The sequence below is a fragment of the Cohnella rhizosphaerae genome, assembly GCF_029525575.1.
GTDB lineage: Bacteria > Bacillota > Bacilli > Paenibacillales > Paenibacillaceae > Cohnella > Cohnella rhizosphaerae.
Genome location: NZ_JAPDIA010000009.1, coordinates 116943 through 141264, shown reverse-complemented (window position 1 = coordinate 141264; position 24322 = coordinate 116943). Strand labels below are relative to the sequence as shown.

The 24322-nt window shown below is 56.2% G+C and carries 26 protein-coding genes and 2 pseudogenes; 13 read left to right on the top strand and 15 right to left on the bottom strand.

The genetic code is table 11. The features are described from left to right. The first annotated feature begins 54 nt into the window (after positions 1 to 54). From OMP40_RS34945 to OMP40_RS34925, 5 genes are read left to right on the top strand one after another with little or no spacing between them, the layout of a single operon-like run. Entirely contained in the window at positions 55 to 270 is a 216-nt protein-coding gene (locus OMP40_RS34945; RefSeq protein ID WP_277538384.1) for a hypothetical protein, read from the top strand. A gap of 27 nt (positions 271 to 297) precedes the next feature. Beyond that, complete coding sequence (locus tag OMP40_RS34940) at positions 298 to 1068, top strand: hypothetical protein (RefSeq protein ID WP_277538381.1); 771 nt, start codon at positions 298 to 300, stop codon at positions 1066 to 1068. Further along, positions 1065 to 2264: a glutathionylspermidine synthase family protein gene (locus tag OMP40_RS34935; RefSeq protein ID WP_277538379.1), complete on the top strand. Its 1200-nt coding sequence runs from the start codon at positions 1065 to 1067 to the stop codon at positions 2262 to 2264. The genes OMP40_RS34940 and OMP40_RS34935 overlap by 4 nt, the downstream gene beginning before the upstream one ends. Beyond that, positions 2264 to 2938 (top strand): hypothetical protein, encoded by a 675-nt coding sequence (locus OMP40_RS34930; protein WP_277539705.1) that lies wholly within the window; start codon positions 2264 to 2266, stop codon positions 2936 to 2938. Before OMP40_RS34935 ends, OMP40_RS34930 begins: the two co-directional genes overlap by 1 nt. Continuing rightward, positions 2938 to 3330: a DUF350 domain-containing protein gene (locus OMP40_RS34925; RefSeq protein WP_277538377.1), complete on the top strand. Its 393-nt coding sequence runs from the start codon at positions 2938 to 2940 to the stop codon at positions 3328 to 3330. The genes OMP40_RS34930 and OMP40_RS34925 overlap by 1 nt, the downstream gene beginning before the upstream one ends. A gap of 38 nt (positions 3331 to 3368) precedes the next feature. On the opposite strand, the gene OMP40_RS34920 is transcribed toward OMP40_RS34925, so the two are convergent. Continuing rightward, on the bottom strand, positions 3369 to 3560 hold the full coding sequence (locus OMP40_RS34920; RefSeq protein WP_277539773.1) for a hypothetical protein: 192 nt from the start codon (positions 3558 to 3560) through the stop codon (positions 3369 to 3371). Between OMP40_RS34920 and OMP40_RS40855 the strand changes: the two are divergent. After that, positions 3493 to 3639: pseudogene (locus tag OMP40_RS40855) on the top strand (potassium channel family protein); the annotation flags it as partial. The gene OMP40_RS34920 and the pseudogene OMP40_RS40855 sit on opposite strands and share 68 nt — an antisense overlap. Here OMP40_RS40855 and OMP40_RS40850 read toward each other — a convergent pair. Next, complete coding sequence (locus tag OMP40_RS40850; protein WP_338131410.1) at positions 3595 to 3723, bottom strand: hypothetical protein; 129 nt, start codon at positions 3721 to 3723, stop codon at positions 3595 to 3597. The pseudogene OMP40_RS40855 and the gene OMP40_RS40850 overlap by 45 nt on opposite strands. 4 nt (positions 3724 to 3727) lie before the next feature. Between OMP40_RS40850 and OMP40_RS34915 the strand changes: the two genes are divergently transcribed. From OMP40_RS34915 to OMP40_RS34885, 7 genes and pseudogenes are all read left to right on the top strand, one after another. Then, a complete protein-coding gene (locus OMP40_RS34915; RefSeq protein WP_338131359.1) occupies positions 3728 to 4414 on the top strand; it encodes an NAD-binding protein in 687 nt (228 codons plus the stop codon). 280 nt (positions 4415 to 4694) lie between these two features. Then, positions 4695 to 5378 carry a FadR/GntR family transcriptional regulator gene (locus OMP40_RS34910; protein ID WP_277538375.1) on the top strand — a complete coding sequence of 228 codons (684 nt, stop codon included), beginning with the start codon at positions 4695 to 4697 and terminating at the stop codon, positions 5376 to 5378. Between the two features lie 184 nt (positions 5379 to 5562). Continuing rightward, entirely contained in the window at positions 5563 to 6912 is a 1350-nt protein-coding gene (locus OMP40_RS34905) for an ABC transporter substrate-binding protein (RefSeq protein WP_277538373.1), read from the top strand. A 93-nt stretch (positions 6913 to 7005) separates the two neighbouring features. Beyond that, on the top strand, positions 7006 to 7881 hold the full coding sequence (locus tag OMP40_RS34900; protein ID WP_277538371.1) for a carbohydrate ABC transporter permease: 876 nt from the start codon (positions 7006 to 7008) through the stop codon (positions 7879 to 7881). Beyond that, positions 7881 to 8711 (top strand): carbohydrate ABC transporter permease, encoded by an 831-nt coding sequence (locus OMP40_RS34895; protein ID WP_277538369.1) that lies wholly within the window; start codon positions 7881 to 7883, stop codon positions 8709 to 8711. Before OMP40_RS34900 ends, OMP40_RS34895 begins: the two co-directional genes overlap by 1 nt. 32 nt (positions 8712 to 8743) lie before the next feature. Continuing rightward, positions 8744 to 9943 carry a trans-sulfuration enzyme family protein gene (locus OMP40_RS34890; RefSeq protein WP_277538368.1) on the top strand — a complete coding sequence of 400 codons (1200 nt, stop codon included), beginning with the start codon at positions 8744 to 8746 and terminating at the stop codon, positions 9941 to 9943. Between the two features lie 952 nt (positions 9944 to 10895). After that, a pseudogene (locus tag OMP40_RS34885) lies at positions 10896 to 11833 on the top strand (cation diffusion facilitator family transporter). A gap of 147 nt (positions 11834 to 11980) precedes the next feature. Here OMP40_RS34885 and OMP40_RS34880 read toward each other — a convergent pair. The 13 genes from OMP40_RS34880 to OMP40_RS34820 form a co-directional block, all read right to left on the bottom strand. After that, complete coding sequence (locus OMP40_RS34880; protein WP_277538366.1) at positions 11981 to 12994, bottom strand: alpha/beta hydrolase family protein; 1014 nt, start codon at positions 12992 to 12994, stop codon at positions 11981 to 11983. Positions 12995 to 13261: 267 nt separating this feature from the next. After that, a complete protein-coding gene (locus tag OMP40_RS34875; RefSeq protein WP_277538365.1) occupies positions 13262 to 13411 on the bottom strand; it encodes a hypothetical protein in 150 nt (49 codons plus the stop codon). A gap of 160 nt (positions 13412 to 13571) precedes the next feature. Further along, positions 13572 to 13880 (bottom strand): hypothetical protein, encoded by a 309-nt coding sequence (locus tag OMP40_RS34870; RefSeq protein WP_277538363.1) that lies wholly within the window; start codon positions 13878 to 13880, stop codon positions 13572 to 13574. Positions 13881 to 13882: 2 nt separating this feature from the next. Then, complete coding sequence (locus tag OMP40_RS34865) at positions 13883 to 14989, bottom strand: hypothetical protein (RefSeq protein WP_277538361.1); 1107 nt, start codon at positions 14987 to 14989, stop codon at positions 13883 to 13885. A 364-nt stretch (positions 14990 to 15353) separates the two neighbouring features. Continuing rightward, entirely contained in the window at positions 15354 to 16070 is a 717-nt protein-coding gene (locus OMP40_RS34860; protein ID WP_277538359.1) for a carbohydrate ABC transporter permease, read from the bottom strand. A 130-nt stretch (positions 16071 to 16200) separates the two neighbouring features. After that, on the bottom strand, positions 16201 to 17946 hold the full coding sequence (locus OMP40_RS34855; RefSeq protein WP_277538357.1) for an ABC transporter permease subunit: 1746 nt from the start codon (positions 17944 to 17946) through the stop codon (positions 16201 to 16203). After that, positions 17912 to 18118 carry a hypothetical protein gene (locus OMP40_RS34850; RefSeq protein WP_277538356.1) on the bottom strand — a complete coding sequence of 69 codons (207 nt, stop codon included), beginning with the start codon at positions 18116 to 18118 and terminating at the stop codon, positions 17912 to 17914. Before OMP40_RS34850 ends, OMP40_RS34855 begins: the two co-directional genes overlap by 35 nt. Before the next feature lie 114 nt (positions 18119 to 18232). Continuing rightward, positions 18233 to 19825, bottom strand: coding sequence for an ABC transporter substrate-binding protein (locus OMP40_RS34845; protein WP_277539704.1), 1593 nt, complete (start codon positions 19823 to 19825; stop codon positions 18233 to 18235). Positions 19826 to 20115: 290 nt separating this feature from the next. Further along, positions 20116 to 21234: a GntR family transcriptional regulator gene (locus OMP40_RS34840; RefSeq protein ID WP_277538355.1), complete on the bottom strand. Its 1119-nt coding sequence runs from the start codon at positions 21232 to 21234 to the stop codon at positions 20116 to 20118. Between the two features lie 113 nt (positions 21235 to 21347). Beyond that, positions 21348 to 21659 carry an alpha-L-rhamnosidase C-terminal domain-containing protein gene (locus OMP40_RS34835; RefSeq protein ID WP_277538353.1) on the bottom strand — a complete coding sequence of 104 codons (312 nt, stop codon included), beginning with the start codon at positions 21657 to 21659 and terminating at the stop codon, positions 21348 to 21350. A gap of 407 nt (positions 21660 to 22066) precedes the next feature. Further along, positions 22067 to 22921, bottom strand: a complete 855-nt coding sequence (locus OMP40_RS34830) for an alpha-L-rhamnosidase-related protein (RefSeq protein WP_277538351.1) — start codon at positions 22919 to 22921, stop codon at positions 22067 to 22069. A 26-nt stretch (positions 22922 to 22947) separates the two neighbouring features. Beyond that, entirely contained in the window at positions 22948 to 23736 is a 789-nt protein-coding gene (locus tag OMP40_RS34825; RefSeq protein WP_277538349.1) for an alpha-L-rhamnosidase N-terminal domain-containing protein, read from the bottom strand. A 260-nt stretch (positions 23737 to 23996) separates the two neighbouring features. Further along, positions 23997 to 24287 (bottom strand): hypothetical protein, encoded by a 291-nt coding sequence (locus OMP40_RS34820; protein WP_277538347.1) that lies wholly within the window; start codon positions 24285 to 24287, stop codon positions 23997 to 23999. Between the last annotated feature and the right edge of the window lie 35 nt (positions 24288 to 24322).

Sequence of the window (24322 nt, the reverse complement as noted above, 5' to 3'; positions counted from 1 at the left end):
CGCTCGCTTACTGTAATTGTTGGAAGAGAATTCAAACTGGAAAGGGTGCGGCCGTTGGACAACGGAATAGCCGTCATTTTATATAAGAAAGACTTGGACGACAGTCTGGTTGTCGTCGATGAACGCGCATGGACGCTGAATATGATCGCTTCGCTCGAGCACGTCAACTTCATCACCATCTCCGGGCAGGAATACGAGACCGAGGAAGGCCGGCTGAATCTCGACACCGGCAAGCTGGAGATTCTCGTGACGCCGACGGAAAACGCTTGATCGATAGACCGATTGGAGGAAAAGCGGTTGAAACCCGAGCATGGACCGGACGAGCCGGTCAAACCTAAGCTATTATCGAAGGACAGCAGGCCGCTGCGCACGCTGTCCACTTCGCTGGGCATCGCGCTGCTGGCCAACGCTGCGATCGGACCCGCCGCGTACGCAGCGGCCGCGTCGCCGAGCGCCTCCTCGGCCGAGCAGCCTCAGCTGGTGTCCTGGTCGTCCGAGGAAGTCAAAGCCTACTTCGACCCGGCGGTGGATTGGAATATCCCGCTGGCGCCCGGCGAAGACGATTGCGTCCAAGACAACGCCGACAACAAAAGCGCGCAGACCCCGGCCGTTCCGTGCGATGCCGCGCCGACAGCCGGCGCAGGCAACGCCGTACAAAGCGGGAGCGGCACCGTCGTCGTCAATAACCACTACGGTTCAGGCCTCGGCTGGGACGATTTGATCTTATACCATCTTCTCTTTAATAACGGCGCGTCCTACTCCACGTCATCCTGGTATAACTCCCATACGACCTATTATGCGGGTACCAGCAAGCCTTACAAAGCGAAGAAATATACGGCCGACAGCTTCCAGAGCAAACCCGTGGTCGGGTCCTCCGTGCGACCGAAATCCGTCGACAAGAGCGGGACGGTCACCCGCCGCTCCTCCTCCTCCAAACCCGGCGGGATCGGGAGCAAATCCAGCGGCTTCAGCAGCTCGTCGTCCGGCAGCTCGAAAAAATCCGTCTTCGGATCTTCAAAATCGAGCTCCAAGAGCTCCCGTTCCTCCTCGGGCGGCTTCGGCGGATGAGTTCCGTATTCGAGGTGCGGGGGACTCCGCATGGCGACCGCGCCGCGCGCGTCGCGCAGCTTGAAGCGCTCGGGTTCGCATGGGCGGATCTCGAGGAAGAGGAATATTGGCTCGATCAGATCGTCGCGATGCCGCCCGAGCTCTACGCCGAGCTAGTACAAGCTTCGAAGGCGCTGTGGCGCATCCTGGACAAGACGGTCCGCTTCGTTGCCGGGAAGCATGAATTTTACGAGCTGCTCGGCATTCCCGACCTATTGTGGGACACGCTCGATCTGCTGCCCCTGCCGTCCGAAGGGCTGATCAGCCGGTACGCGCGCTTCGACTTCGCGATCGGCGACGACGGCGCGATCAAGCTGCTGGAGCTGAACGCCGATACGCCCACCGGCTACGTCGAAGCGGCCGTAGCGACGCCTTGGCTCTGCCGGGAAGCGGGGATCGCCTCTCCGAACGAGGCGATGGCCGCCAAGGTCGCCGCCGCCTGGGCGGTCGAACGCCCGGAAGCGGCGGCCTGCATAGCCTACGGCGAGCATCTGGAAGATTCGGGGACCATCGAGGCGCTAGTGCGCCACGGCGGGCTGGACGCCCGCTGCGTCGATTGTCTGGAGCTATGGGTGGAGGACGGCGTGCTCAAGGATGGCGAAGGCTTGCCGATCCGGCGCATGTTCGCCCTGTACCCCAAGGAGTGGCTGGCCTTCGACGACGGCGGGGAAGCGCTGCTCTATGCGATCGACAGCGGCAATCTGGCGCTGTTCAACGGGCCGCACAGCATCATTCTGCAATCCAAAGGACTACAGGCCGCCGCGTGGGGACTGTTCGAGCTGGGGCTGCTGTTCGACGAAGAAGAACGGGAAGCCATCGAACGGTACATGCTTCCGACCTACAACTCGCCCGTGCTGGAAGACAGCTTCGTCTCCAAGTCCATGTTCGGCCGCGAAGGCGGCTCCGTCCGCCTGTATGACGAGCGGGGAGAGCTCGAGCTGGCGGACGAAGACGGCTTCGATACGAGTGCCATGTTCCCGCTTGTATACCAGAAAAGAGCCGAGTTGGCGTCCATTCGAACCGCCGCGGGCGAGTTCCGTCTGCTGACGGGCATGTTCATGCTGAACGGAGAGCCGTGCGGCTTGCTCGGGCGGGCAGGCGGTCTGATTACAGGCAATACGAGTCATTTTATCCCTATAGGAGTGAAGGAGTCTTGATGACCGATCGACATTCAGACCGGCCTGTGCCAAGGCGCAAGCCGACTCGCGCCCGACGCAAATTCCCCGTCCTGGCGGGGCTCGCGCTGCTCGTGCCGCTACTTCTCGGCGGCTGCGGAAGCGACCAGCCCTCCGTTTTCAAAAACTCGGCGACCGCCGCCGTATCGGGCGATGCGACCCGGATCCCTTGGGATTACAAGCTGGTAGAGGGAACGGTGGGCGATCTGATCGGCAGCGACATGACGATCTTGCCGGACAATGCGCTGCTGCCCAATGACGGCAATTATGCGACAGGCGACAAGATTTGGACGCTGCAATATATGAGCGCCGACATGAAGACCAACGACAGCGGCCGCAGCGAGGTCAAGCTGTCCGCCTGGACGCCCATCAAGTCCTATACCAAAGAGAGCGCGGCGAAGGCGGACATCGCGGAACTGAAGGTCTCGCTGAAGACGACGGTGACTTTGGTCGGCGTATACAAGACGTCGTATCAAGGAAAAGCGCGAAACTTCGCCGTGCTCACGCTGCCCTCGGGGAACCAGCTCAAGCAGCCGATCGACGACGAGCGCTTTAATCGGCTCAAAAGCTTGAAAAAGGTGCCCATCATGGTCGAAGAGGTTCACGATTTTGCCGATTACGATTTGGCATACGCAAAATTCAGGGGGTGGGCGTAATGGTTGTCGTCACCAATGTTATCGTCAGCGTGATCGTTATGATCGTTCTGCAGCTGCTCGGCATGCTGATCTTCAGCTGGATGACGCCGTTCAAGGATATGGAAGAGCTGCGCCGGGGCAACGCGGCCGTCGGTTTGGCGTTCGGAGGCAAATTTCTGGGCACGGCCATCATCCTCGGCGTGTCCGCGTACACGAATTCGACGATCTGGGATATGATGCTCTGGTTTGCGGTCGGTTACGTCTGTCTGGTCGCCTCCTATTGGATCTTCGAACTTGCGACGCCGAAGCTGAAGATCTCCGAGCATCTGCAGCAGGGCAACCTGGCGATCGGCATTTTACTCTGCTGCGTCTTTTTGGGGACCAGCTTCGCGGTCAGCAGCCTGATCGTTTAGCCGCCTGTTCGCAGCATGACGCACGAATCGATCCCGCGTTAAGAATGAGGAGTCCGCATGCACTTTTTCCTAAGATTGCTGGTCAGGACGATGCGCTTCAAAAATACGTCCATTGCTTTAACGGCGGCCGCTTTTATTGTCTTCAGCGCTTCGGCCGCCTTCTTGCTGGAGCCGGGCACGTTCCGCAACTGGTTCAATGCGCTGTATTGGGTGCTGACGACGATGTCCACGGTGGGTTACGGCGATTATTACGCGAAGACGGCGCTAGGCAAAATGCTGACGATCTTCCTGTACATCTTCGGCATCGGCTTGCTGAGCGTCCTGATCGGCAAAGTGCTCGATTCGATCGCTTTCATTCAACGGCAGAGGGAGGCCGGCCTGTTGCGCTTTCAAGGCAATGATCACTTTATCGTCATTAATTGGGGCAAAAAAGGCGCAGTATGCCGTAGAGGAGATTCTGGCCAGGCTGCCCGATGCGCATATCGTCATCATCGACGAGATCGATCGGCACCCGATGCAGCGGCACAGCAATGTCCACTTCATCTGCGGGGACGCCTCCGCCGAGGAGACGCTCGAAGAGGCCGGACTCCTACGTGCGCGCGCAGCCATCGTCTTCGCGGACGCGCGGATCGAAGAGGCGGCGCTGGCCGACGGCAAGACGCTCCTCATCGCCTCGAGCCTGGAGCGAATCGCGCCCGATATCCATACGACCGTGGAGATCATCCTGGAAAAAAACGTACATAACTTCCGCTACATCAATGTCAACGAGTTCGTCCTCTCCTATGACGCGATCTCGCGGCTGGCCGCGCGGGCAGCCATGAAAGAGGGCAACGCCGACATTTTCAACCAGCTGCTCAGCCGCCGGCACGGAGACGATATTTACGAAGTGCCCGTCCGGCCCGAATGGCGAACGTACGGGGACGCCTTCAACGATCTGCTGGAACGCGGCGCGACCTTGATCGCCGACAGGGGCGATCTCGGCATCAATCGCAAACGAAGCGAACCGATTCCGGCCGGCGCAAAGCTGTATATCGTCGCCGACGAAACGACGTATCGCGCGATTGCGGGCAAGCCGGGCGTCTAAGAGCAACGCCTTTTTCAAAGACGAGGGTTACGACCCTGAGAATGGCTCGCGACGAACCAGCGGCATACCCGGACTGAAAAGCAAAGTTCGGGATTGCCGCTGGTTCGTTGTCGTTTTCAGCTCCTGCTTCCGGCGCGCGGAAGGCATGACCCCGATCCAGTTTCGTAGCCGGCATCCCTTTTCGTAACGATGCTCGGCATCCAATTTTCCATTGACATTAAACGGTCTTTTAACTATGATTGACCTGTCTGATAGGTGAATAGGGAAGAAGGAAAGGTTCATGAAAAAAATACAGAAAATCCATCTGTATGAGCAGGTCTCGGAGGAGCTGCAAAATTATATTCAGGAGAAAGAGCTGAAGGAAGGCGACAAGCTCCCTTCGGTGGAGCGATTGACGGAAATGTTCGGCGTCGGACGCTCTTCGCTCCGCGAAGCGCTGCGTTACCTCGAAGCGAACGAAGTGGTCCGCATCGAGAACGGAAAAGGCGTTTTCGTAAGAGACATGGATACTTTCCGTTTCTCGGGGAAAATTAAAATCGAAGTGGAGCGCAATTCGCTGCTCGCGACCCTCGATGTCCGCCGCGCGCTCGAAGGCAAGGCGATCGAATTGGCGGCGAAGCGTATTACGCCGAAGCAGATCAAAGAAATCGAGGCGTGCCTGAACGAATACCGCAGATTAAAGGAAAAAGGCGAAAGCACGTCCAAAATCGATTTTACCTTTCATCAACTCGTCAATAAGGCGGCTGCGAATCCGATTTTAGAAAGCGTTTTAGAATCTTTTTCCGCTCTTTACAATAAATTTTTCGACAGACCGCTCGGGAACACGGGATTGTTCGACGCGACCTACCCTTTTCACTTTACGATGTTCGAGGCCATCGCGGCCCACGACGTACGCGCCGCGCTAACCGAATTCAATAAGTTAATGGACTCTCTGGAAGAAATTATTAAAAATTACGAAATTTAAAGCCGCAGGTCCTGTGTTCGTATGCGATTTAAAAATTTATTGTAAGAATTATTAACACCCAGGTAACAAAATGGTTGACAAAAAATAGGTCTACACATACCATTATACCTATCATACAGGTTGATAGTTAGATAGTGAGATAGCTAGCCTGCCGGTATGATATCCATAGAAGGAGGGGAATTAAATGTTTACACAAGATGGAATGAAAACGATTTCAAAGTTGGCGGTATCTTCGGTTGCGCTCGCTCTGGTGCTGTCCGCTTGCGGCGGCAACGACAACAAAAATTCGTCCGGCGCTTCGGCGGGCAATGCGTCCGGCGGAGAAAAGGTTAAGCTCCGCATGATCGAAAGCTTGACCTCGGACACCCGCACGGCAGAGCTCCAAAAAATGATCGACGCATTCAAGAAAGCCAATTCCAATATCGATGTCGAGTTAATCTCGCCTCCGTTCGACCAAGCGGACAACAAGATCCGCACGATGCTCTCCGCCAAGGAAGATATCGACATCGTCGAGGCGCGCGACCTCAACGTAGCGGAATTCGTCAACAACGGCTATCTGGAGCCGCTTAACGCGTACACGAAAAACTGGAGCGAGTTCTCCACGGTAACGAAAACGGCGCTCGACGTCGGCAGCATCGGCGACAAGCTGTACTTCATTTCCAACGGCCTGTACCAGCGTCAATTGTTCTACCGCGCCGACTGGCTGAAAGAAGCGGGAATCGATGTGCCTAAGACCTACGAAGATCTGGTCAACGCCTCGATCAAGCTGACCGACAAGTCCAAAAATCGCTACGGCTTCTCGTTCCGCGGCGGTCCTGGCGCGAACGGCGTTCCGGACGCGATGGTTCTGGCCTACAACGGCGCGGACGTCAACACGAACGACGCCATGTTCCTCAACAACGGCAAGTCGATCTACTCTTCCGACGCGGCCAAGCAAGCGCTTGAGCTGTACGTCAAGCTCTTCAAGGAAGGTTCGCCTGCCGACTCCGTCGGCTGGGGCTTCTCCGAACAGGTACAAGCCTTCACTTCCGGCGTTACCGCCTTCCTCCTGCAGGATCCGGACGTCATCAACACGCTGAAGGACAGCATGGAAGAAGGAACCTGGGCGACGGCGCCGATGCCGGTCGGTCCTGGCGGCGTAGCGCTGATCAACTCCGGCGGCGCAGGCTGGGGCATCACCTCCTTCTCCACGAAGAAGGAAGCAGCCTGGAAGCTGATCGAATTCCTGAGCTCCAACGAGCAAAACGTCGAATGGTCCAAGACCTACGGCACGATTCCGATTCACAGCACCGCCACCGAAGACGAGTTTTTCAAATCCGGTCCTTACAAGACGCTGCTGGATATGACGGCCGACGCCAAGACGTTCGTCAGCTACAAGGCTCCGTTCAACTACCCGGCCAACGGCAAGTTCGGCACGGTGTCCATGGAGACCGGCCAACAAATGCTGCTCGGCAAGGCAACCGTTGAAGAAACGCTGGCCAAATGGGACAAGTTCTGGGTCGACGCCAAAGCAGAGCTTGACGCGGCTAAATAAGAAACGGCAATGAATGCGTAAAACAAAAGCGAATATGGCGGGCAGCGCAAGCTGTCTGCCATGTTCCCTGCATCTAAAGGCGGTGACTCCTAATTGAAACAGCGTACATTTATATGGTTTAGTCTGTTCCCCGCTTTTCTGCTGCTTGCAGTCTTCACGTTTTACCCGTTTTTGCGGGGCGTCGTTATGGCCTTCCAGCATTACGAACTGTTCAACCTGAACAACATCGAATTCGTCGGGCTGGATAACTTCGAAGCTGCCTTCAAGGACGGCAAGTTCCTGTCCGCGCTGGAGAACAGCGTGTATTGGGTCTTTTTCTCGCTGATCTTTCAATTTGCGATCGGACTCGCGCTTGCGTTGATGCTGAAAAAGCAGTTCCGCGGAAGAGGCGTGTATCAGGGCTTCGTATTCTATTCCTGGGCGCTGTCCGGATTCCTGATCGGTCTGATCTGGAAGTGGTTGTTTAACTCCCAGTACGGCGTTATCAACGACTTGCTGCTCAGAACAGGCCTCATCCACGATCGAATCGGCTTTCTCTCCGATCCGTCCTGGGCGATGTTCTCGGTTATCGTCGCGAACGTGTGGTACGGCATCGCTTTCTTCGCCATCATGCTGCTGGCCGCGCTGCAATCGGTGCCCGGCGAGCTGTACGAGGCGGCGGATATCGACGGCGCGAACGCGTTCCGCAAGTTTTTCAATGTGACCTTACCTTACATCATGCCGACGATCATCGCCACGACGCTGCTTCGCGTAATCTGGATTTTCAACGATCCGACGCTCATTTACGGCATGACCAACGGCGGACCGGCAGGGAGCACGAACGTGCTGTCCTCCCTCCTCATCGAACGACTGCTCGCGGGCAATTACGGCGCAGCTTCCTCGGTCGGGGTTATCATGCTTGTCATCCTGATGCTGTATACCGTCTTCTATCTGTTCGTGACGAAGTCCGAGAAAGTGGGTGACTTCTGATGGCCGCCAAGTCGACGCTTAAAGGTTTGAAAATATTGTATCTGGCGCTGCACCTGATCGTCATGGTGTTCCCGCTGTACTGGATCGTCATCACGTCTTTTAAACCGAAGAGCGACATCTTCAAGCTGCCGATCTCCTATTGGCCGACCAACTTTTCATTGAGCAACTTCGACCGCATCTTTACGGTCTCCAAGTTTCACGTGTATATCATGAACAGCCTGATCGTGTCCATCGTGTCCGCGCTGGCCGTCATCATCATCTCGATCTTGTGCGCATACGTCATGGCGCGCTTCACGTTCCGCGGCCACAAGCAGATCATGCTCGCCTTTTTCCTCACGCAGATGCTGCCGGGCTTCGTGTCTCTGGCGCCGCTGTACCTGATGATGTCCAACATGGGACTGACGAACACCCGCCTGTCGCTCATCCTGCTGTACACGACCGGCTCGATCGCGTTTTCGACCATCATGCTCCGGGGCTTTTTCCAGCGCATACCGGCCAGTCTCGAGGAAGCGGCGATGATCGACGGCTGTTCGCGCATCAGTTCGCTGTTCCGCATCATTATCCCGGTCATGCTGCCGGGCATCGCTTCGACGTTTATTTTCGCCTTCGTGCAGAATTGGAACGAATTGTTCCAGGCGGTCATGTTTATCGACACGAATTCGCTTAAGACGCTTCCCGTCGGGATGAATTCATTCGTACTCAAATTCGATATCGATTGGGGATCCATGTCGGCCGGAACCGTCATCTCCGTGATCCCGACGATCATCATGTTTGCCTTCGCTCAACGATATATCGTCGAAGGCCTGACGCAGGGGGCAGAGAAAGGCTGAGCAAGTTTCTTGCGGGATAGGAGCAGGTAATCATGACAACTAGCGAAAGAGACAAAAATCGTTTTTATACCGAAGTATCGCACGATGCGGTGGACACCCGCCATCAAGGCGCCATCTCGATGCCGGTCTACCAAAGCAGCCTGTTCGCGTTCGAGACGCATCAGAAGTTCGACGAGGCGATGCGGGACGTGCTCGCAGCCTCCGTCTATTCGCGAGGCAACAACCCGACGGTCATGTACCTGGAGGAAAAAATCGCGCGGCTCGAAGGCGGGGAAAGCGCCCGCTGCTTCGCCTCCGGCATGGGCGCCATCTCCGCCGTGCTGTTCGCGCTGGCCGGCACCGGCGATCACATCGTCTGCGTCGATCAGGCCTACGGGCCGACCCGCGAGCTGCTCGCCGATCTGTCGGCGCGCTTCGGCGTCGAAGTCACCTTCATCGACGGCAAGGATACGGAAGGCTTCGCGAACGCGATCCGTCCCAATACCAAGCTGTTCTACCTGGAGAGTCCGACGTCTGGCTTGTTCGAAATGCAGGACCTCCCCGCGCTCGCCAGCCTGGCCAAGGCGCACGGCATTATCACCGCGATCGACAACTCCTGGGCGACGCCGTACTTCCAGAAGCCGATCGCGATGGGCATCGATCTCGTCATGCACTCGCTCACCAAATATTTTTCCGGCCATAGCGACAGCCTTGGCGGCGTCGTCGTCGGCAGCAGCGAGCTGATCGGTCTGATCGGTCACCGAAGCTACCTGAACCTGGGCGCCGCGATGGCCCCGCAGACCGCGGGCCTCATTACGCGCGGCCTCCGCACGCTGCCCCTGCGGCTCGAGCGCCACCAGGCCAGCGCGCTCAAGATCGCCGCGCATCTGGCAGCCAAGCCGGACGTCGCCCGCGTCAACCATCCGGGGCTCGAGAGCTACCCGCAAAAAGAGCTGGCCGAACGCCTGCTGAGCGGCAGCGGGGGGCTGTTCTCCTTCGTGACGCGCCACAGCGTGGAGAAAATGAAGCAGTGGGCGACCGACCTCGACTACTTCCGCATCGGCGTCAGCTGGGGCGGCTACGAGAGCCTCGTCACCGTCGGCTCCGCGCCGGCCAAAGATGTCGAAGAAGGCGTCGCGCTGGCGAGCGTGCGCCTGTACATCGGCATCGAGGATCCGGACGAGCTGATCGCCGATATCGAACGGAATTGGGCCAAGCTCTATGAGCCCATATTGGAAAGCCAGTCTTTGTAAGGACGCGTACAGCGAAAAAACGGGATGAAGCAGAGTCTTTTCTGCTTCGTCCCGTTTTTGCGTCGTGCGCTCGCTCGCCCGCGACGCCGGAACCGCACAAATATTGTGCGGTTATCGCCCGGTGCCCGCCGCGCCGCGACACTTCGCTCCATCTCCACGCCCGCGACGCCGGAACCGCACAAATATTGTGCGGTTATCGCCCGGTGCCCGCCGCGACGCGACACCTTCGCTTCATCGCCTCGCCCGCGACGCCGGAACCGCACAAATATTGTGCGGTTATCGCCCGGTGCCCGCCGCGACGCGACGCCTTCGCTCCATCTCCACGCCCGCGACACCGGAACCGCACAAATATTGTGCGGTTATCGCCCGGTGCCCGCCGCGCCGCGACGCCTTCGCTCCATCTCCACGCCCGCGACGCCGGAACCGCACAAATATTGTGCGGTTATCGCTCGGTGCCCGCCGCGCCGCGACACCTTCGCTCCATCGCCTCGCCCGCGACGCCGGAACCGCACAAATATTGTGCGGTTATCGCCCGGTGCCCGCCGCGCCGCGACACCTTCGCTTCATCGCCTCGCCCGCGACGCCGGAACCGCACAAATATTGTGCGGTTATCACCCGGGGCCCGCCGCACCGCGACGCCTTCGCTCCATCTCCAAGCCCCGCGACGCCGGAACCGCACAAATATTGTGCGGTTATCGCCTCACCCACGCCGCGCCGCGACACCTTCGCTCCATCTCCAAGCCCGCGACGCCGGAACCGCACAAATATTGTGCGGTTATCGCCCGGTGCCCGCCGCGCCGCGACACCTTCGCACTCTCTTCGCCCCCATTGATAATGAAAATCTTTGATAGGATCCATAAAATGTTCATTTGCGCGCAGGAACGAATCGTGGTAAGTTTTAATCAATTATTAGATAATAATTATTCTAATGTAGGACGAAAGGAAGATGGGCATGAACCAATACGATTTCCATCACCTTGATCACGTCAAAGAGCAAAAGACCTCCAAAAAAGACGCTTTGGATTACGCTGACTTTGACTCTGTTTTTCACCATCGTAGAAATCGTGGGCGGGCTTGTGTCCAACTCCCTCGCCCTGCTCTCCGATTCGGCGCATATGATCTCCGACGTGCTCGCTCTGGGCCTCAGCATGGTCGCCATTTATATGGCCACCCGCAAGCCCAATCGGAAGTACACGTTCGGCTTCCTCAGGTTTGAGATTATCGCGTCGTTTCTGAACGGGCTGGCGCTCGCCATCATCGCGACAGGCATTTTCGTGGAAGGGATCAAGCGCATCGTTCATCCTCAAACGGTTGATATGCCGATTATGTTGACGATCGCATCCATCGGCCTGGTCGTGAACATCGTTCTGACGATCGTACTCAGCCGCAGCATGAAGGAAGAAGACAATCTGAACGTAAAAAAGCGCGCTTTGGCATTTTATCGGAGACCTGCTTAGCTCCATCGGCATTATCGTATCCGCGATCGTCATCCACTTTACCGGCTTCTTCCTGCTGGACCCGCTGATCAGTATGGTCGTGGGCGCGATTATTTTCACTGGAGGGTCGAGGATCATTCGCGAATCGTATCTCGTGCTGATGGAATCGGTCCCCGACAAGTTCGATCTGGACGCCATTCGCAAAGATCTTAACGATCTGGACATCGTCGTCGACGTACACGAGCTTCATCTGTGGGCGGTGACGACGGAGCATTACTCACTAACCGCGCATGTTTTCGTGAAGCAAGGGATCGAGCCCTTCTGCGCCATTTTGGCGATCAATGAGATTTTGAAAAACAAATACGGCATCGCGCATTCGACGATCCAGATTGAACACCCGATCCTGCACGATCACGGAGAATACGGCAAAGCGTTTATGCTGAAGCAGGCGTAAGCCTGCCCTGCCACGCGAAATGGCCCGCCTGTCGGCGAGCCACGATTTACGAGCTTGCGGAATGAGCCGACTTCGACTCCTCCTTATTCGCCGAGCCACCGATCCGCGAAAGCGTACGTTTTTTCGCCGTCCCACACATGCCCGCCTTTAAATACATGGTGAACGAATCGTTCCCCCCGCCTCCATCAGCCTGTAGGCCCCCGCGGCGATCTCGACCTGTTCGGTCACGTTATCCAATCCCCGTTCGCCGTTAAGCGGATCTTGATCGCCGGTCTCGATCAGCAATGCGCGCGGGGCGATCAAGGCCGCAATATCGCCCATATCCACGTTTTCCCACAAATGGGGCACGTAATTGCACGAACAGTTGTATAGATTCAACAAGGCGTCCTTGTAACCGTAAAAATAGCCGCTGACGACCGCGCAGTTCACCCGCTCGTCGAGCGCCGTCAGCCAGAGCGTTTGCAGTCCGCCACCCGACAAACCGCAACACCCGATTCGGTCCTGCGCGCAATCTTCGCGGGTCTCGATGTAGTCGATGAGACGCATCAAATCCCATGTCCACATCCCCGTAAGAGACAGTCCAAGACCGATCGCCATGACGTTCAAATGATTGCAGGTGCTGGATATGAATACATTCTCCTCATCGCCTTGTCCCGACGATTCCCGGCGCTCCCCGAACCCCCGGGCGTCGGGGCAAAAAACGATATAACCCCTGCGTACGAATTGAACGCCGTAATCGTAACGATCGTTTTCGATCATTTCTTTAAGAGCCGGTATATCGGTTCGACCCGCCGGGGAAAATTTTCCGGCGCTGCCGTGACCGTGCGCCGCGATCATGCAGCTTCTTTTCTCGCCCGGCTGCAGATCGTCCGGTATCAACGTATAGAATGGCATCCACACGCCCGGCTCCGTCTGGATGAGCCATTTCTCGCGACGATACCCGTCCAGCTGTATCGTTTCCAGCCGTTCAGGCTGCAAGTCGCACGCTTCCATCCTCGTCAGGCCGGTGATATCGCCAAGCTTGGATCGGACGCTCGTCTTCCAAGCTTCGTGCGCCTTCAGATCCGCGGCATTGTATCGCAGCTTGCGGGCAACCCGGTCGAACCTGTCCGCCAAACTGGCCATGGCCGTATAGTACTTATCGATATGCGCCGTCTTCATGGTTTCCACCTCGAATGCTTGTGCTCGCTTCTTTTTTTGGAGCCTTAATCTGTAGTTAAAGGCAAAGTGTAAAGCCTGCCCTCGCCGGGAGCGAGCGACGAAGTCAACATTCCCGTCGATGCATTATAATCCGTACTCGTCTCCAAACCGGTCGATTTGGATATTTCGGCAACGTTGGCCGGTTTCGGCGATATCGCAAACGAGACGGTTCTCGCGTTCACATAATCCCGATTGACGACCATCACGTATTTCCTTCCGCTCGCGTTTTTAAAATAGCCGATAATCAACGGCTTGCGTCGTATCGACGGGCTTCCAGAAAAAGTTCGCCGGCAGCGCCGATCCCGACGGCGGCAACGTTCCGGTATGATATACGGCCTGCGAGACGAGCGTCTTGAGCGTGGGGCCGAGTTTAAGCAAGCCCGCGTTTATTGTTTGCGCAGGTGCGTATAAGGGGCCTTTGGAACCGTCGGGGAGAATGATCCCGTCATGGAACGACTCTCCCTGCCCGCTCGGCGTTTCGTACGTAAAATAATTGATCCCTTTTGCACCGTAAGCAAGGCTGGTATAGATCTGATACCTAAGCTCGTTCTCGGTCGGCAGACGCAGTGCCCCCCGTTATCCCGACCGACTGGATATAGGTCCAGAAATCGATCGAAGCTGCCAGCGTTTGCCGCCGGATGATTTCCAGATTCGTATAGTATTCGTTGCTAAAACCGCCGCCTGCATCAAAAGGATAATGATCGTAGATGAGAAAGTCCGGTTTCTTGCTCGCCCATCGGTATACGTAGTCTTCGTAGGAGAAAGGGTTCAGGCTCTGATTCAGCGCGAACCAATAATCCCCGTTGATCGGGACGCCGGACGCGTAAGCGGTTCCGTCCTTTTCCAACTTCACGCCGCCTGTGGTGCGGATAACCCAGCCAACGGAGTTGTCTCCTCCCCGCCATGCGTCAATTCCCAGTAATATACCGTATTTGGACTGACCGACGCATTAACCGTAAATATAGGAAAATTCGTTGACGAGCCCGATAAGGTACTTTGGCCCAAAAGCGTCGTTTTGGCCGACGAATTCCATAATTTGAGCGTCAACGGTTCATTGCTTCCCCATTGGCTCTTGTCGATATACAGTTGAATCGTCGAAATATGAGTCGTACCTGAATTCGTCTTGAACGATTGACCCAAGGCGCTGCTTGTGGTGACGTAATCGCCGGCCGCGGCGCCGAAGCCGAGATTTGAAGCATAGGTCGGCAGCAAATTAACGTAAGTCAAATGATTCGGATCGGCCTGCCTGAACTTTTCCATCGTCCCTTGCAGTCCGACCATCGCCGCCGCGGAAGGTTCGTCCACGAGGCTGTAACCCAGCACGCCCGGGTTCGCGGCGTAATGTGCCGCAATATCGTTTATTAACGTCGTCGAAGGCTGCGTGCCGCCGCTGTACATTTTCTGTCCATAGTTCAGCCTGAACCAGAAGTCGTAATTGGCCAGCGCCGTACCGTTCTGATACGCCGTACCACCGGCATATACGTTCGAGGTTTGGCCGACGACCCAGCCAATATTTGAAGCGTTATCGCTCGTCAGCTCGAAATAATAAGTCGTGCCGGACGCGAGCCACTGGTACAGCTTAAAAACGGGGTAATCGTCCGCTACCGGTCCCGTGATGGAGGATGAGCCGAGCAAATTTGTTTTGCTGGGCGAAGTATAGAGGCTCAATGTAAGTTTTCTCCCCGCCGTCCATTGCGTCCTGTCGATATAGAGCTGAATCGTATCGATCGCAATGTCCGGATCGGCGGGCGTCGTAAACGTCTGTCCCAGTGAATTGCCGCTGGAGACGTATTTGCCGTCGTTGCCGGCCGTTTGGCCGACAGTGAATTTATACGAGCCGAGCCTGTCGTCCTGGACGACGCACTTCAAGCCTTTTGCCGCGCATTGCGCAAGCGACGCATCGTTCTCCGCGTAGGTGTCCACGCCGTTGGACAGCAGCACGAAGGTCGCGTTCATATCTTTAATCTCCTGGTACTTGGCGCTCGTCGTTTCCGCAGGGCCAGGCGACCAAAAAATTCCGATCGGAAACGGATCCACGGCGGGGACCGCGGCTTGTGCGGATGCCCCCCTGCAATGCTGGCTAGCGCAACCGATAATAAGGCCATTTTCTTGATGTTCACGATCGCATCTCCCTTCGATTGTCAAAGCGGAAAAGCCCTTAAGCATGCCGGTTTGCTTCCATTTCATGCCGATCGGAACAAGATCGGCCACCGGCCCTGTAGTTGATGCGCTTTCAACCAAGACGATACGGGGCGGTCATACGAACCTGGGGCGATAACCCGCGTTATCCATTCGTCACCTCCTTGATGATATAAAGCAGTCACATCTTCAGGGCGCCCTGCGTCATCCCCTGGATGTAGTACTTCATGCCGAAGGAGAAAATGAACAGCAGGGGAACGGACGAGATCGCATATGCCGCGAACCGCGTTCCGAGATCGGTAACCCCGAACTGCTTGGTGAAGAGCGTGAGGCCGACGGAGATGACCTGGAGGTTGCTGTCGCGAATCGTGAGCAGCGGCCAGATATAATCGTTATATACGCCGACGGATTGCATAATAAAAAGCGTGGCGAGAATGGGCAGCGATAGCGGCACGACGATCTGAAGGAAGACCCGCCTCTCCGTCGCTCCGTCCATTCGAGCCGCTTCGAACAGTTCGCCCGGCAAGCCCGCCATATACGTTCGGCAGAGGAAGGTTCCGAAGATCTGTCCGCCCGCCGCGCTGGAGACGATGATTGCCCAGGGCGTATTCGTGAGACCCATGTTTTCGTACAGCACGTAAGAAGGAATGAGCGTCAGAATGCCCGGTATCATCATGATTGCAAGCATCATCAAGAAAAGCGTTTCCTTGCCGGGAAACGTCTTTTTGGCGAACAGATAACCCGACACCGCGGACAGAATCATGACGCAGACGCTGCCGGCGACCGCATAACCGACCGTGTTCACGATGTAGCGCCAGATGACGCGGAAGGCTTCGGCATAATTGCCCCATCTCGCGGGGGACGGTATCCCCCCAAAAGTTGCCGAGAATCTGGGCATTGCTCTTCAGGGAGCTGATCATCATGAACAGAATCGGCACAAGCGTAAGGAAAACCAGCAAAGCGAGTATCGCGACGATGCCGAGCTGTCGAAAGTTAAGGTGCTGGCGAATATTCATAGTCGTGCCTCCCTAATCGTTCGCCGATTTGATGAGCTTCATATTGATGACGGTAATGACCAGTATGACGGCGAACATGCTGACGCCGAGCGCCGACGCGTAGCCAAGATCGTTGAACTTCGTAGCGGCATAGTACATTTGCAGCGCGGGAACGTAGGTCGAATCCATGGGACCGCCGCCCGTGACGATCAAGATCCCGTTGAAGTCCTGGATGATGCCGATCAGGCCGAGAATAATCAGGAACTTGAATTGGCTGGACAGCATCGGCAGATGAATCGAACGAATGATCCTCCACAATCCAGCACCGTCCATCTTAGCCGATTCGGTGAGTTCTCCGGGGATGGCCAGCAGGCCCGCATACAGAACGAGCAGTTGAAGGATGCCCACGAACGGAAAACCGATAAAGATCAGCGCCCAGAGCGCCGTATTCGGATCGCCCAACCACCCGTGCGTCCAGGAACCGAGCCCGATCAACTCCAGGAAATTGTTGAACAGTCCCGTGTTCGGATCATAGAAGTTCTGCCATATGAGCAACCCCGCGACCGAGGGAATGACCATCGAAGCCGTAAAGGCCGTCCGCGAGCCGTACTGAAGCCTTTTGCTTCGCAAGTGGTAGATCAGTTCGGCGACGATAAGCGGAGGAATGAGCGTCTTGACAAGTCCCGTCACGATCAGAATCAGCAGGTTGCCGAATCCTTTCGTTACATAAGGATCGTCGATCATGCGCTTGAAGTTGTCCAGACCGACGAAGGTCGTCGTTCCGCCCGGCTGCCACTTGTACAGCGAGTGGAACAGTCCCGAGGACGCCGGGAAGTACAAGAACACGAAGATGAGCAGGAAGCTCGGAGCGAGTCCGATATAAATCCATTTGGCTCGCCACATGTCTTTGAATATGCCCAGCTTATTGCGCTTCTTCATATAAAGCAGGAGCAGCAGAAAGGCCGCAACGGCTGCAGCCGCCAACGCCGTCCACAGGATGATTTTTAGTCTCGCTTCGCTCTCCGCGCTTTTCACGACGCTGCCGACGTCCAGCTTCAGAACTCGGCCGACGTCCGTTCCCGCGTAGAGGGTCTTGCCGTCCGGGGCGAACTCCACGGCACGTCCAGCCTTGCCTTCCTTCGCTTCCCACAGCTTCTTGCCGCCGCGGTTGTAAATATAGAAGTTGCCCGACAGATCCGCGGCTCCCACAAGCTCGCCGTCCTTCGAAAAGGTAACGGCAGAGACGCTATCCCGCGTGTCGTAGACCTTCGCCTTATTACCATTCGCGTCGAAAAGCTCGACCTGGTCGGAATTCGTCCCGACGGCCGTGTAGCCGTCGTTCGTCACGGCAATGGAAGCGATCTGACCTTCGGCGCCGAACTTGCGCAGAACCTTCCCGTCCTTCGCCACCAGATGCACATATTGGTCCGCAGTCGCAACGGCGATCCATTCCCCATTCCCGGATATCCTGACCGTCTTCATGACCGTGCCGATCTCGGCCGTGCCCGTCGTATCTCCGGTTAGCGCATTCACGAACAACAGATCGTTGCTCCGCTGAATGACGACGGCCAGGACGGAACCGTCGCTCGAGGCCGATATGCTCTTCACCTGACGCTTCATATCGACGTCCCAACGCAGGCTGCCTTCGGGATCGTAAGCGTAAAGATGCCGATCGTCCGAGGCAACGAACAAGGTTCCGTCATTTAGCAGCGAAACGTCGGTGACGACATTTTTCGCTTGCGTCTCATGCAGCAGCTTCCCCCTCTTGATCGTAGACATTCGTCTTGGAGCCATGGGTGCCGACCGCTAACCGGCTTCCGTCCGCCGAGGCGCTGATGGATGTAATCCCTCCGGCACCTTCGATGATCCATTCTGAATTCGCAGAGACGGCGCTCGGCACGAGTCCCAACAGGAGCAACAGCGTCAATAGGATCCAAGGGATTTTTCTCATCGTGCTCCTCCTTGCCTGTGCTTGGCCTTCCATGTTCATAAACGGGATGCTCCTTCGTCAACGTGCAAACTCAACCGCGCAGGCTCGGCGCCTGCGCGGTTGAAACTCATTTTCTTACTTGCGTTCGGGCGGTCTTCTCTCAGGCGTATCCAGATCGGACAGCTCCTTCTTGCTCTGCTTCAGCATGGGCTCCAGGTACTTGTCGATATTGGCTTGAAGCTCGCTCAGGTACTGCTCCGTCGTAAGCTTGCCCGCGAAGAAGCGCTGCACGCTGCCGACCCAATCCTGCACGGAAGGCTGGTAATCGTTGATGCCGCGGGCCAGATTGTTGCTCGGGCTCTCGTAGCCCTCTGTATTGCCGATCGGCTCGAAGTTGGCGAACGCGGCGGTCATCTCGGCCGGAAGCGTGATGTCCTTCAGCGCCGGCGCTCCGGAGAGTGACGCATCCTTACTGTTTTGAATGGCTTCGGCATAGACCTTGTACCCTTCGGGACTAGTCAGATACATCATAAAATCCATACCGAGCGCGTTCTGCTCTGCATCTTTGCTCACAAGACCGTAGAAACCGATCGGAATCTGTATCGTGCGGGCCGGAGCGATGACGCCTTCGCCTTCCATCGACGGCATGTTGAAAAATCCATAGTCGAATGCCTTGACGCCGCCTGTAGCGCCCGTCTTCGCCTCATCGGCGAAATCCTTCGGCAGCTGCCAGTAGGAAGCGGGCGTAGAGACCATCGTCGCCGCCTTGCCCGTCAGGAACATCTGGTAGGCCTGGTCATCCTTTACGCCGAAGAATCCGTCCGGCGTATAGGAGAACAGCTTCTTCAAGTTATCCGCGTAGGCCGTCCACGCCGGGTTGCCCGCGATCTTGTACGGTCCCGACTTGTCTTGAACGGCCTTCCATTGGCGAAGCGGGTTCTTGGTGACGTTGCTGTTTGCATCGTTGAACGGATCCGTCGGGTCGTACTTCCAAATGCCGTCTACGCTCGGCAAATAGGTGTAATCCTGTTCTTGCGACCGGATGACATTAATATAATCTCGCAAGTATTGGTCGGCATAGATCCGCACCAGCCAGCCGGCCTGACCGCTCCACATCGAATTAGCGTCTCCGGCCAGGGCAAGCGGCGTGTAACCTGCGGCCTTGATCTTGTCGAAGTCCGCCGTCAGTTCGCCGAAGGTCTTGGGCACCTCCGAAATGCCAATCTTGTCGAAGATCTCCTTGTTGTACATCCAGACGATCTGCACAGATTCGAAATTCAGATTGTACAAGTGGTCTTCGGTTCCCACGCTATCCAGGTTGATGCCCATCGCGGCGAGATCGAGCGAATCCTTCCAAGGCTTGTTGGTATAAGGATTCACTTGGTCTAAATACGGATAATAATCGACGAATTTTTTATCCGCCAACAGGTTCGCCACTTCATTGTTGGTGACGAGGTCGGCATCCGGCGTTCCCGCCGCGAACTGGGCGGTCAGCCATTCTTTGTAGTTATCCGCCGGTTTGATGTCGACGTTAACCTTCACGCCGGGATTCTTTTTCATGTAGGCGCCTGCGACCGCGTTCCAAACGGCTGACGAACCGTTCGAAAGCGAGATGTTAAACGTGCCCGACAGCTGGGAAGCCGCCGTTTCGGTCGAGCTTGCGGATGCGCTTGCGGATGCGCTCGACTCTGGCTCCGCTTTGTTGTTGTTGTTGCTGCATGCCGCCAGCGCAGTCGCGGTTAACAGCGCGCTAGCGAGGATCGCCGAGCTTTTTTTTAATGTTCATGTCAATCTCCTCTCTCATTTCAAAACGTTTTGAAGCGCTACTTTCCCCCCGATAAATGGCTTTCTCGGAAAGGTATGTATATACTAAATCGATATACCTTACAAATCAAAGTATACAATAAACATTCCCCATCGTGCAATAGCCTTTTTGAAAAGTTGGCGAAAAGACAAGAAAAAAGCTGTCGTCTTGAGCCGACAGCCTTTCCTTTAATTAACGAATATGAAATCTTTCTTTATTGGTCCGGCCCTTTCATCGCCACCGGTCCCGTGCTGTTCCGCAGCTTTAAGGTCGGTACGATCTCATCCTTAAGAAGCTGATTCTGTCCGTCCTTCAATTCAAACAGCAGGATCTCCGCAGCCCGCTGACCGAGCTTCTTCGTATTCTGGTTAACGGTGGTAAGGGGTGGATACGTATACTGGCCCGCCTGAATATCGTCAAAACCGACGATGCTGATGTCGTTCGGCACATTCAGCAGCATCTTCCTGGCCGCCTCCATCGCACCGATTGCCTTATTGTCGCTTGTGGCAAATACCGCGGTCGGCGGATGATCCAGGCTCATTAAGCGCCGAAAGCCGTCCGCCCCCATCTCAGTCCGCTCCTGACTGCCGCTCACAAAGACGATGAGCTCAGGCTCAAACGCGATCTGGTGCTGCGACAGCGCTAATCGGTACCCTTGCAGACGGAGAGAAAACTCCTGATTCATGTCTAGAACCGAGTTGCCCGTGAGGATGACTCCGATTCGCCTGTGCCCCAGTGAAAGCAAATGCTGCGTAGCCAGATAACCCCCGGTCAGATTGTCCACGATCACATACGGTATGCCCAAATGCGGATAATAAAAGTGAACCGTCGCAATCCGCCTGCGCTCTTGCTGCCATTTGCTCAGGCGGGTTAGATCGAAGTCGTCCTGCCCTGTCAGAAGAATGATGCCTGCCTGAGGATCATCGGGAAGCACATAATCTTTGCCGATATTCCAAAGATAGAAGTCGACTCCGTTCTCCTCGCATACCTCTTTGATCCCGTCGAACATATCGTTAAAGAAAGGATGATTAAAGCTGTCGGTCTCAATCTGGTATACGAAATAAAGGGTGCGAATCGGTTTGACGCCGCCTTCGGCGTTCGATTTCTCTTGAATGAAGCTCCCCTTGCCCCGGATTCGATAGACATGTCCTTCCTTCACGAGCTCCGACATCGCCCGGCGGGATGTAATCTCGCTCGTGTTATATTCTTTTGCCAGTTCGATTTGCGTGGGCAGCGGGTCGTGAGGATTGAGCTCGCCTCTTTCGATCTTACGCCTGAGATCGTTCACGATATATTGGTACATGGGCATTTTGTCAAATTTGTCCGTATCCATACGAATCCACTCCCCTGAATGGATTAAGTATACTTAAGCTCGCGATTTTTCGCAACACAAAAAGGCGGCTCGCTTCCTTGAGAACCAGCCGCCAAAACAAAGGAATTATTACATTATACGGTTGTAGTCCAAGCCGCCTCCGCATTCATTGCCGGCAACGTACCTGTAATGCGAACGCTGTCTCCGTTCTCCGAAACAGTCGCCGACGCTACGCTCGCCGCCGACCAGAAGATCCCTTTCGGCAGTTCCGCCTGGTAGCTGATCTCTCCATTCGACTGCCGCCCCCACCGGACGCGGATCTCTCCGCGCTTGGTCGGAACGACGCCTTCGGCCCAGTCGATCCCTTGGGCCGCGAAGGGCTGCAGCACGACCCTGTTCTCTCCCATGTGGGAGACATCGATGCCCAGCAGCTCTTTGCTTAACAAGTACGTAGGCGAGGCCCCCCCATCCGTGGGACAGGCTGACCGGAATGAAATCCTGAAGATACGTAGGCGTATGGCCCATATATGGACTCGGAGTCGTCGAGAACGGCAGAGAAGGATCGAACGTTTCCCACCAAGTCGTCGCTCCCCGGTCCAGCATGGCTCCCCAATACGACCGAATAATGCGAACCGCGTCTGTCGCGTAGCCATTGTCAAATAGCGTCTCCAGCACGATATGGTAGAAGAAGGATCCGCGAATCGGAGGCAGCCTGCCGGCCAGAAACTCGCCCTCGACAAAGGCCATGACCTCGCTCTTCTCCATTATGCCGGACCAGGCTGCAGCGAAATTCGTCTGCGCGGTGATGCTGGACGATAAACCTTTGTCTGTCCGGCAGTCGACGTACATTCCCTTATCCGGCTCCCGGAGCATTCTTCGGATCGATGCTCTCGTCCTTTTTTGCCCTCTCCTCCAGCTCCTTCCCGAAGACGGGCTCTCCCGCAGTATCGGCCAGGGACGCTGCCGTCATCAAAAATTTATAGTAGAAACAGGAGAGCGCCGTCACCCGGTCCTTCCGCTCGATATCGTCCGACCAATCGATAAAACACCACCAGCCGTCGCGGTCCGCCCTGGCGAACAGTCCGGTTTCGTCCTCCTGGTCGGCGAACCACCTCGCAAGGCAAACGATGGTCGGCCAGATTTCCTCCAAGAAGGACTTGTCATGGCTGTAATCGTAATACGCCTTCACGCCAAAAAGCCAATGCGCGCAAAAATCGGGCAGCATAAACGAGTTGCGCACGGGGCCGTTGCCCGGAATCGAGCCATCCTCGTTCTGGATTCGCGCCCCTTGCAAGAGAGACTTGCGAACAAGGGCGGAGTCGTCAGAAACCTGATAGACGACCTTCGCCATAATCACGGCATCTGCGACCCACAAAGCCGCCTCGCGGTAAGGACAGTCCTCGAAGTGATGCTGGCTGTTCACGAACGTCGTATAGCGGCCCGTCTCCCATATTTGGTTCAGCCTCTCGTCGCTGCAGCGGAACGAGCCCGCCTCCGTAAACGGATAACGCACGAATTCCATCTCTAAGCGTTGAACGCGAAGCGGTACCGGCGTTGCCATCGCCGCCAGCTTCAGGTAACGGAACGCGCGGCGGCCGAACGGTTCGAGGAGATTCTCTCCTGGGCGCAGCAGATACGTATCTGTCAGCGATACCTCCAGCGACTCTCCGCAGTAAAGTTGAAGGACGCCCCCCTTCCGGCGCTTCAACCCTAAGCTTCGGGTAGCCGACCACTTCAGCACCGAAGTCGTAGGTAACCTGCGGTAAGCTCCCCCGGCTTCGAAGCATCCATCGTCAGCGCATTTTCAGGCGAATCCGTCAACGCAGCTTCAGCGAACGCAAGCCCGCCAAGAAACGGCTCCGACGAGACGACCGAAGCAGGTCGGACGAGCGTGCGCCGCAGAAACGGAATCTCGCGCGGCAGCAGTCGCGGCCAGGGAGAGCCCGGTTCCTCCGCTCCGGCGACAACCTCGGCATCGGGCCAACCGGAATCGTCGTAATCGATCCGCTCCCAGCCATCCTCCCGAGCGACATCGAAGATCTCCCGGTAGCCGCCCCAGAGATGCAGCCGGCTCGCGTTCGCCTTCCAACGCGGAGAACGCCTGCACTTCCACTCGGTTCCGCTCGCGATCGTCTGCAGTGGCTCCTCGTGCGCCGCTTCGGAATCGTACAAATCCAACTGGCAGATAAGCCCGCCGGGTCCTTGAAGCTGATTCGTCACGATTTCTCCCGTACCGAAGTTATTCGCCACGATCGCGAGCACATTCGACCCTCTGGAGAGGCGGTCCGCAACCTCATACGTGTCGAACGACATCCACGCCAGATCCGAAGGGGCAGGGCCCCTTCCCAATTCCTCGCCGTTCAAATAAAGCTTGTAAGCCTGGTTCGCGGAAATTCGAAGCTTCGCGCGCTTGATTGACGGTCCGACCTCGAAAACCTTTCTAGCCTCTGCGTAGACGTCGTTCAGATCCTTAGCTCCCGAGACCCATATCCACTTTGCCGTCCATTGTTGTTGTGAACGCATGCTCTTCTCCCCGCACTTGATTTGAATAATTGTTCTTTCGTTTATGGCGAATAAAAGTATTCTTTCATTCTTTGTATAATATACTTTATCAAAAAATAAAACAAATAAATATACTTTTTTTTATATTTGAAAGTTCAAATCGATGACCTTCCTCGGCCGAAGCCCCTGCATGAAACGAAACGAAAAGCCGCTCCTCCTCCCATTCAGGGAAGAGAAGCGGCTCCGCGCCGGCAAAGCCGGCATGTTGCAATTGAACCGGCTTACCACTTAAAAGACTTGCAGCCTTTGGCCTTCAGGGCCAGCTCGGGTTTACTCGGCGTGAAAAGATCGAGAATATTTTTGCCCAGATTCTCTTCCTTTCCTTTTACCGAAAACTTCTCTAACGGATGGAACAGATCGGTCTTGAACGGCCCCGCTTCGAATTTTCCGATCGGCTCGACCTCCAGACATCCGCCTTCCCATCGATCCTTCAGCTTGACGCCGACCGTCAGGGCCAGCGGGCCTTTGACGATTTTGGCGGTCGCTTCGACCGACAACCCGTCCGAGGTCAAGCCCTCGAGCGGCGCAATATCCAGTCCGCCCCCTA